General features: G+C 48.5%; 6 protein-coding genes and 1 pseudogene. 5 read left to right on the top strand and 2 right to left on the bottom strand.

What is annotated here, in order from left to right:
- Positions 1 to 79 precede the first annotated feature (79 nt).
- From ACN0TT_RS20165 to ACN0TT_RS20155, 3 genes and pseudogenes are all read left to right on the top strand, one after another.
- Positions 80 to 1,111: pseudogene (locus ACN0TT_RS20165) on the top strand (MBL fold metallo-hydrolase RNA specificity domain-containing protein); the annotation flags it as partial.
- Positions 1,112 to 1,268: 157 nt separating this feature from the next.
- Complete coding sequence (locus ACN0TT_RS20160) at positions 1,269 to 2,192, top strand: DMT family transporter (RefSeq protein WP_417763916.1); 924 nt, start codon at positions 1,269 to 1,271, stop codon at positions 2,190 to 2,192.
- A gap of 214 nt (positions 2,193 to 2,406) precedes the next feature.
- The gene (locus tag ACN0TT_RS20155; RefSeq protein ID WP_417763915.1) at positions 2,407 to 3,786 is read left to right on the top strand and encodes an alanine/glycine:cation symporter family protein; all 1,380 of its coding nucleotides are present in this window, start codon (positions 2,407 to 2,409) and stop codon (positions 3,784 to 3,786) included.
- A 61-nt stretch (positions 3,787 to 3,847) separates the two neighbouring features.
- On the opposite strand, the gene ACN0TT_RS20150 is transcribed toward ACN0TT_RS20155, so the two are convergent.
- Positions 3,848 to 5,653 (bottom strand): M4 family metallopeptidase, encoded by a 1,806-nt coding sequence (locus tag ACN0TT_RS20150; RefSeq protein WP_417763914.1) that lies wholly within the window; start codon positions 5,651 to 5,653, stop codon positions 3,848 to 3,850.
- A gap of 328 nt (positions 5,654 to 5,981) precedes the next feature.
- On the opposite strand from ACN0TT_RS20150, the gene ACN0TT_RS20145 reads away from it, so the two are divergent.
- Positions 5,982 to 6,944, top strand: coding sequence for a PDC sensor domain-containing protein (locus ACN0TT_RS20145; RefSeq protein WP_417763913.1), 963 nt, complete (start codon positions 5,982 to 5,984; stop codon positions 6,942 to 6,944).
- Here ACN0TT_RS20145 and ACN0TT_RS20140 read toward each other — a convergent pair.
- Complete coding sequence (locus tag ACN0TT_RS20140) at positions 6,941 to 7,123, bottom strand: PA3496 family putative envelope integrity protein (RefSeq protein WP_417763912.1); 183 nt, start codon at positions 7,121 to 7,123, stop codon at positions 6,941 to 6,943. The two genes, ACN0TT_RS20145 and ACN0TT_RS20140, sit on opposite strands and share 4 nt — an antisense overlap.
- Positions 7,124 to 7,405: 282 nt before the next feature.
- Between ACN0TT_RS20140 and ACN0TT_RS20135 the strand changes: the two genes are divergently transcribed.
- Complete coding sequence (locus ACN0TT_RS20135) at positions 7,406 to 8,992, top strand: CHASE domain-containing protein (protein WP_417763911.1); 1,587 nt, start codon at positions 7,406 to 7,408, stop codon at positions 8,990 to 8,992.
- The last annotated feature ends 62 nt before the right edge of the window (positions 8,993 to 9,054 follow it).

Here is a 9,054-nt window from a genome sequence, read left to right as displayed (position 1 = left end):
CATTTGATCACATGACAAGATGCGCATCTACCTTAATTTGATGATTTTTATCTAAATCATCAGGGGATTCCTCAGCGTTGAGCAGGTGTTGAGCCATTTTATTCCATTGGAATATGACCAGTTAGTGCCTGTCATGCCGGGCGTTAACGTCATGCTGCATGATGCGGGGCATATTTTGGGCTCCGCGTTAGTCGAGCTGTTTTTGGATGATGGCGAGCAGCAGCGAAAAGTGGTATTCAGCGGTGACCTCGGCCGCGCGGGAATGCCGATTTTGCGCGATCCGACCATGATTGCAACCGCCGATTTGGTATTGATGGAAAGCACCTATGGTGAGCGCCTGCACCGCAGTTGGGAAGATACGCTGACAGAGCTGAAAACCATTTTTTCTGAGACGATTCAATCCAGCCGCGGCAATATTTTGATCCCCGCGTTTTCGGTGGGGCGCGCACAAGAGTTGCTGTATCTATTTCATCTTTATGCCAAAGAGTGGCAGCTGGCGGACTGGACTATCGTGTTGGATAGCCCGATGGCGATTGAGGCTACCCGCATTTATGTGCACCACTATCCGTTGATGGATGAGGACTTTCAGCGGTTAACTCAACTGCATCCTGGCGAGCACCCGCTGTTATCGCATGCGCGTTTTATTCGCGACACCGCCGAATCGATCAGCCTTAATGACATCGACCATGGGCTGATCATTATTGCGGGCAGTGGCATGTGCAACGGTGGCCGTATTCGTTGTCACTTGCAGCATAATCTGGCACGGCCAAATTCCGACGTGATTATCTGCGGTTTTCAAGCGTTAGGCACACCGGGTCGGTTGCTGGTGGATGGGGCGGAGGAGCTGACGATTGCGGGGCAAAGCGTTCCGGTGCGGGCGCGCATTCACACCGTGGGCGGTTTATCGGCGCATGCGGATCAAGCTGAGTTACTGCGTTGGTACCAATATTTTGAGGGCGCGCCACCGCTGGTATTGGTGCATGGTGAACCAGCGGCACAGCAAGTGCTCCTTGCTAAATTGGCTGCGCAATCACCTGAGACTCATGCGGTCATTGCCACTCATGCCGACACACTTGATTTAGCGGGATTACCCAATTTGCACTGGTGCTGAGTTAAAACATCGCCATTTGACCGAAAAATGCAGGCGTAGCGCTGTTTTCAGCTTGGTTTTTGGGTGACTATTTGGCAAAATATTGGCCAGTCTGTGTACTGCCTTGTCGCTCCATCTCAAGCGCCTTCAGTATGCTGTTGTCTTCTCGGAGTTTCCCTTGAATAGTCATCCTGCCCGTATCGGGTTGTTATTTATTGCTGCCGCGGTGTTTTTCTGGGGCATTATGCCCGTTGCATTGAAATTGACGGTGGGCTTTGTCGATGCCGTTAATCTGACATGGTTTCGTTTTGGGGTGGCGGGGTTGATATTGTTAGTGTTTCAAACGCTCGCAGGCGGATTGGCGCAGTTTAAACAAGTAACAAAGAAGCAGTGGTGTTGGTTGGCGTTGGCCGGCATTATGCTGTTAGCCAACTATTTGAGCTACATGGTGGCGCTGCGTTATATGGCACCCGGCCCCGCACAATTGAGTTTTCAAACCTCTGGCGTGTTCTTAGCGCTTGGCGGTTTTTTGGTGTTTGGTGAGCGGTTGAGCCGATTCCAAATTGGCTGCTTTATGGCGCTGGCGCTCGGCATGATGATGTTTTTCAATCCCTATTTGCGTTTTGACGTGGCAGCCGATGGTGGTGATGTATTGATTGGTGTGCTACTGATCCAACTGTCGGTAATCTGCTGGTGCGTTAGTGTGTTGGTGCAACGTCAGTTAGCGGGCGTGTTGTCTCCTACTAATATTTTATTAGTGATCTATCTGCTAGGTGCGTTGGTGTTACTGCCAACGTGTGACTTTAGTGTCTGGCAGCCACTGGATACTGAAGCGTGGAGTATTGTGATTGCCAGTGCGGTAGCGACACTCTTGGCCTATGCGTGTTTTGCTCAAGGTATGAAAGCACTGCCTGCTGGCCAAGTGGGTGCCATGCTGGCGTTAACACCGATCATCAGCTTTGTGTGTACCGATGTGCTGGTGCATGTAGGCTTTTGGCGCGATATTCTGCAAGTTGCCGAGCTCAATCTACTGTCTAAGTTGGGGATCGGTGTGATTGTGTTGGCGGTGATGAGTGTGCAGCTCAAACCAAAAAATCACTAAAATCTAAGCAAGCTACTAGTTAATTTTGCTGCATTAATTCTTTTTTGTAGCGAGTCTTGCTGCATATTTGCCTCTGCAATAAGTTGCGACAGTTTATCCTGTCGCAGCTATTCCAAATTGTTAACTATTCGTTGTAATCTGGCTCTTCGCTGTGCAGCAATCGCCATTGCGATGGCGTGCTTGGTATAACTATAAAAAATAAACAGAGGTTGGAATGGAAGCTGAAGTTGGACTTTTACAACGCGTAGTTGACTTCGTACATGTAATTAATGATGTGGTGTGGGGCGTTCCCATGCTGGTGATGATCCTCGGCACGGGCTTGTTTCTTTCTATTGGGCTAAAGCTGATGCCCGTGCTGAAATTGGGCACCGGATTTAAGTTGCTGTGGTCCGGGCGTGCGCCTGACGAAGATCAACAGGAGCAAGGGCAAATCAGCCCGTTCAATGCGCTAATGACTTCCCTCTCTGCCACTATCGGTACCGGTAATATTGCAGGGGTGGCCACGGCCATTGCGATGGGCGGCCCTGGGGCATTGTTTTGGATGTGGTGTACTGCCTTGGTGGGCATGGCAACCAAATACTCTGAAGCTGTGTTAGCGGTGAAATTTCGTGAAGAGGATGCCAACGGCCATCACGTGGGCGGCCCGATGTATTACATCAAAAATGGGCTCGGTAAAAATTGGACTTGGCTGGGTGTGCTGTTTGCGCTGTTTGGCGCCTTCGCTGGATTTGGTATTGGTAATACAGTGCAAGCTAACTCGGTGGCCGACGCGTTATCGGCTAACTTTGGTGTAGCGCCGTGGATCACCGGTGTGGTAATGATGCTGCTGGTTGGCGCAGTGTTGATGGGCGGTATTCACCGTATTGCAGATGTGGCAGGTAAGTTAGTGCCGTTGATGACGGTGTTTTATATCGTCAGTGGCTTAGCTGTATTAATTGTATATGCCGCCGATCTGCCAGCAGCGATTATGTTGATTATTGAGAGCGCCTTTACGCCGGTTGCGGCTCAAGGCGGCTTTGCTGGTGCAGCGGTTTGGGCCGCGGTGAACTACGGTGTGGCCCGTGGGGTATTTTCTAACGAAGCGGGTTTAGGTAGTGCGCCTATTGCACACGCTGCGGCGCAAACCAACAGCCCAGTGACTCAAGGCTTAGTGGCCATGTTGGGTACTTTTATCGATACCCTGATTGTGTGCTCTATCACCGGTTTAGCCATTGTGGTGACTGGCTCTTGGAGCTCAGGTGAAAACGGTGCGCCGTTGACTTCGATGGCCTTTGGACATGCGTTGCCGATCGGTAACTATGTGGTGGCTATCGCGTTAGCCATTTTCGCGTTTACGACGATTCTAGGCTGGAGTTTTTACAGTGAAAAATGTGTCCAGTTTCTGTTCGGTGTGAAGGCGATTATGCCGTTTCGGTTAATCTTCACTATCGTCGTGCCAGTGGGAGCGTTGGCTAAGTTAGATTTCATTTGGCTATTGGCGGATACCTTAAATGCCATGATGGCCTTGCCAAACTTAGTGGCACTGCTGCTGTTAAGCCCAGTGGTGTTTAAGCTCACCCGTAGTTATTTTGAGAGGCAACGCGCTAAGCCATAGTATTGGCTTTAGTATAAAAAAAGAGCAGCCCAATGGCTGCTCTTTTGCTATCTATCGGCGCTTAATAAGAGGCGCTCAAAGTAACGCCTGAGTAGCTGCTGTAACCTCGTAACATGATGTAGAAGGTGCCAGAAGCTGGACGGCGGAAAGTACAGGTTTCGTTGTTACCACTGCGGTATGGGCGACAATCGTAATCGGTAGTTGAAGGTTGGCCGCCAAACTTCACATACAGATCCATGTCACCTGAGCCACCAGAGGTAGCGATAGTGACGCGATTGGTACCCGCTGGTACATCGAAGGTCCAGAATTGTTGTGAGCTAGCACCGCCACTGATACCTGTGACAGGTACACCATTTTCCAACTCTGCATCACCTGCTGGTGGCTCTGGATCGGTGCCACCACAGCTGGCGTTGACATCTACCCCGGTAAAGGCTGCTTCAACATCAGCTACGCTGTATTCCAGATCGTCAGCCGCTTGAGCAACGCCGCACGCAGCATTGTCAAAGTCTGAGTTGGCATTCCAGTACAGTTGGTTAGCTTTAACAAACACTTCAAAGGCTTTTTGGGTGTCCCAGCCACTGGTGGTCGCCAGTAAGTAGAACGCACGGTTAAATACGCCTGAGCTGTAGTGCACGTCTAAGCCATTGTAGTAGTCGTCGGCGCTATCAATCGACATGCCATCACGGCTAGGCAGGTCCATGTAACGCAAGGCGCCAGTACCTTTAAAGATTTCAGCACCCACCATCCAATCGTTCTCGCCTTTCATGTAGTATTCCGCCGCTTCACCCGCCATATCGGAAAAAGCTTCGTTGATACCACCACTTTGGCCACTGTATGTCAGACCGGAGTTTTGCTCAGTAAAACCGTGTGACACTTCATGAGCGGACACGTCTAAGCTCACCAAAGGATAGAAGGTTGAACCACCATCACCAAAGGTCATGCCAGTACCATCCCAGAAGGCGTTCTCATAGCTGTTGCCGTAGTGGACGCGCATCTGCAACTTGAAGGTTAATGGCGAGGTCTGAAACCAATCGGAGTACATGTCAAAAATCACCCCACCGAAATAGTGGGCGTCATTTTCGGCTGAGTAAGCACCGTTAACTAAGTTTTCAGGGCTGTTTGGACAAGTAAACGACACTACGTTACCGCCATTGGTACGATTGTTCATATCAATGGTTTGTACGTTATCAGTGTCCATGGTACAGCTGTCGCTCACCACTAAATCACCGTAGTCAGTCCCATAGTAGTACTCACCAGTTTTGTAGTTACCGCCTGGGCCGGTGGCTAGCTGGCTGTGAGTTAACTGCTCCCAGCTGGCTAAGGTAGCGCCAGATTTAGCATCGATCACTACAAACGGACGGCTAGGTTCCGGTGCGCTGGTAAACAGGTCGACTAAATAAGCGAGATGGGCTTGGCCAGATGCTGGATCTTGCCAAATGTATAGCTTGGCGCTGCTGCGCTCAGCATCTTTCAGCTTGCTGGCGATCAGTGCTTTTTTAATTGCTGCTGTTTCACTGAGTGTTGGGGTGACATCAGCTAAGTCATCTTCGATCCCTTGAAGATAGCTACCAGACATCTGGCTATAAACCCCCATGGCACTGACATCTGCCGCAACTGACACGCCATAAACTTCAACATCACGATAATACTGGTGTAAGCGGGTTTTTAGTTTTTTACCTACCTGAACCTGTTTGCCTTTAAAACTGTGTTGATTGCTCACACCTAATGTCGCCGCCGGTGTTGCTGATGGCGCTAAGCTTCGTGCTTGTGGACTGTTGGGGGTGAGATGAACCAAATCTGCGGCAAAGGTTACCGGGGTAAAAGCAGCGGCAGCGAACATTGCCGCGGTTAGCGTATGTATTCTCATTGTTGATTTCCTATCCTTTCTAAGCACTGTTACCTCATGTAACAGCTCCTTATTGATAGATAAATAAGCACAAATTTTCAACACATTTATTTATATTTAAACTGTTTTTTAACAAATGTGTTTGATTAATCAATATAAATTGGTCAGTAATTTTATGCTGTTATTTATAAGCTATTAATTTACTGCTTTATTCTGGTGCGATTGCGTAGTGTTGGCGCATTTTTAAAAAATGCTCCATTGTTATCTATTTGTAATTCATTCACTTTTCTGTTGGTACTAAAGCTGCATGTTTTTTCACTAGAGAATATTTGTTTCAGGGAGTGAGCTAATGGCCAGTATGAGCTATCTCAGCGTCATTGAGCGCTATCATGAATATGAGCAGTTAGTGCATGAATTGTTAGAGTCAATCCTTACTGGCATGGCAGATAATGAGCTGTTCGCCGATACTGGTAAGGCGATTAAAATTTTCAGCGAAGTGGCCTCCCGCTATCCCTTTGTCGAGTTAATGTATTTACTGGATGATAATGGACGGCAAGTTAGCCCTAATTTAGCGCTGATAAACCAGCAGGTTAAATTGCTTAGTGTGGGTGAAAGCCCTGACCGTAGTCAGCGCCCCTATTATCTCAATGTACGTGATAAAACTGGAGTACAGATCACGCGTCCCTACCTATCAAACGCCTCAGGTCATCTGTGTTTATCTGCTTCCATTGCGCAACGGTTAGCGGATGGAAAACGTGGCTATGTCGTGGTAGATATTAATCTTACTTGTCTGATTGAATTTATGATGGGTGATAGCGCACGTCGGCGAGTGATCCCGCTATTTAAAGCGGTGTACGCTATCTTGGTAACGGGCTTATTTATTGTGGTCGCTATTTTGATTGGCATCGCCGCCCACGATATCTGGTTGTTATTCACTGGCGGTATCAGTTCGGCGCATGATTCACTTAAGCCGTTCGGTACCATCATCTTTATTACTTTGGCGCTGGCGATTTTCGATCTGGGAAAAACGATATTGGAGGAGGAGATTTTGATGCATAAAGATATCTTTCGCCATAGTTCCACGCGCCGTACGATTACCCGTTTTGTCTCCACTATTTTGATTGCGATTTCGATTGAAGCACTACTGACGATGTTCAAATCGTCATTGGGCAAGTTTGAATATATTCAGGGTGCGATCTTTATGATGTTAGCGGTAGTGGGCTTGCTGATCGGCTTAGGGGTGTATGTCTATTTAGGGGCCAAAGCAGAAGCGCTATTGACCCGCAATAGTGTGCGACAGCGTAAGGGCTAGAAGGTTTCGTCTTCGTCTAAGTCGAGTGCGCGGCGCAGTTGTAAGCGCTCTAAGCAATCCTCTAAACGACGGCGAACTTCTCGGCGATGCTGCAACGCTTGGGCTGCTCTGATATTCCTCGGTGCCGTCATGGCTTCAATTTCACTATCATTAGGCAAAACTTCATAGATATGGGCCATATTCACTCCTGAGCGAGGTCAAACTCACAACGTTGAGCCACAAAACACGGCTATTACGGCAGTAACAAATTAGGTTGCTTAAATGAAGTTGCTCTCCGGCAGTTATCTCTTTCCTTGGCTGCTAATTTAGTAATTACTTACGAGAAAGAATGCGATCAAAAACGCATTTTTTATACAAAATTTTGTCGGTTTTTAAGCTTGTGGAAAATGCCTCATAACTTGCAAATTTTCAGCAACCTACCACACTTAACATTCATATTAAGACCCTGCAGGAAAGAATAAATGCCGTCAGTGCTGCACAGGGAGCCAGTGAGCAATAACGACGCGATGTCGTCTTTCAAACTTCCATCCTCAGTGTGGATGCTGATGATGTTTGCGACCTTGTTTACGGTCATTGGTGGATACATTGCTAACTACTATGTCCATGTACGCGGCATGGAGCGCTTTCAGTTTCAATCCGTGTTACTACGCGATGAAATCGCTGACCGTATGCGCACTTATGAGCAAGTTCTGCGTGGCGGCATTGGGTTATTTATGTCATCGCAGTCGGTATCTCGCCAAGAGTGGCATGACTACATCGCCAATGCCCGCTTACAGGAGTACTACCCTGGCATGCAGGGCATGGGCTATAGCGTTATTCTCAAACCCGAGCAGCTCGCGGCACATGAAGCCGAAGTACAAGCCGAGGGCTTCGCTGATTATAAAGTCCACCCCACAACACCAAGAGATAGCTATCAAGCCATCTTGTACATTGAGCCGTTTGATTGGCGTAACCAGCGTTCGTTTGGTTATGACATGTCTTCTGAGCCTGTGCGCCGTGCCGCCATTGATAGGGCTATCGCTACTCGCGCTGCCGCGGTATCGGGCAAAATCACCTTAGTGCAAGAGGTCGCCCGTGACGTGCAGTCGGGCTTTTTAATGTGCATGCCGCTCTTTGTGCAGGATGCGCAAGGAAATGCCACCGATGAGCCGCGTGGCATAGTGTACGCCGCTTTTCGCATGAATAACCTGATGGAAGGTATTCTGGGCGATAAGTTTTCTCAGTTACATATCAAGGTGTATGACGGTGCGCAAATTCGCCCCAGCAGTTTGATGTATCAAAACAATGCTAGCCGCAGTAATCCGCGTTATTCCTCCGTACTACCTGTAACGGTTGGTGGTCATATCTGGTCGTTATCGCTTAGCAGTAACGCCAACTTTTCTAGTGATGCCGAAGCTATGCAGCATAAGTTGCTGTTGGTGTTTGGTGGCCTATTCTTAGGGTTGCTGTTTTATTTTCTTTATCAGAATGCCAAAGGGCGGTTTCGTGAGGCCAGCTTTAGTCAGCAGATGTTGGCCAACGAAGAGCGTTTTCGCTTAGTGATTGAAGCTTCGCCATCGGCGTTGGTGATGGTTGATCGTCAAGGCGTGATGAATTTAGTTAATGCTCACGCCGAGAAGCTATTTAAGTATTCTCGCGATGAGCTGCTCGGCCAGAAAGTCTCAATGCTATTACCAATGGAGGCAAGACAGCGCCATGGCGAGCATATGGCGGGTTATATGCGTCGGCCTGATGCGAAGAACATGTCGCAGCGTACCGACTTACAGGGATTATGCAGTGATGGCAGCTTAGTGGATGTCGAGGTGGGGCTGACACCAATTATTTTTAGCGATGGTCAGGCGATACTCGCCACCATTAATGATGTCTCTGAGCGCAAGCAGATTGAGAAGGAGCGTGAACGTTATACCGCTGAACTTGAACGCATTAACCGTGAGTTAGATAGTTTTGCGTATATCGCCTCGCACGATTTGAAATCACCGCTGCGCGGCATTGAGCAATTGGCCGATTGGTTGAACGAGGATTTAGGCGATCATCCTAGAGTGTGTTGATCTTTGTTGATTTATTAGTCGCAATACATCGGTAGCCACATCATTACACACGCCAGAGTAAC

Source organism: Shewanella sp. (genome assembly GCF_048265805.1).
GTDB lineage: Bacteria > Pseudomonadota > Gammaproteobacteria > Enterobacterales > Shewanellaceae > Shewanella.
The sequence above is the reverse complement of the archived record's forward strand: the minus strand, read 5'-3'. Positions and strand labels throughout refer to the sequence as shown.

What these genes read in the sequence shown, in the direction of transcription:
- ACN0TT_RS20145 (WP_417763913.1), top strand. Translation starts at nt 5,982, where the DNA reads ATGGCCAGTATGAGCTATCTCAGCGTCATTGAGCGCTATCATGAATAT.
- ACN0TT_RS20155 (WP_417763915.1), top strand. Translation starts at nt 2,407, where the DNA reads ATGGAAGCTGAAGTTGGACTTTTACAACGCGTAGTTGACTTCGTACAT.
- ACN0TT_RS20135 (WP_417763911.1), top strand. Translation starts at nt 7,406, where the DNA reads ATGCCGTCAGTGCTGCACAGGGAGCCAGTGAGCAATAACGACGCGATG.
- ACN0TT_RS20150 (WP_417763914.1), bottom strand. Translation starts at nt 5,653, where the DNA reads ATGAGAATACATACGCTAACCGCGGCAATGTTCGCTGCCGCTGCTTTT.
- ACN0TT_RS20140 (WP_417763912.1), bottom strand. Translation starts at nt 7,123, where the DNA reads ATGGCCCATATCTATGAAGTTTTGCCTAATGATAGTGAAATTGAAGCC.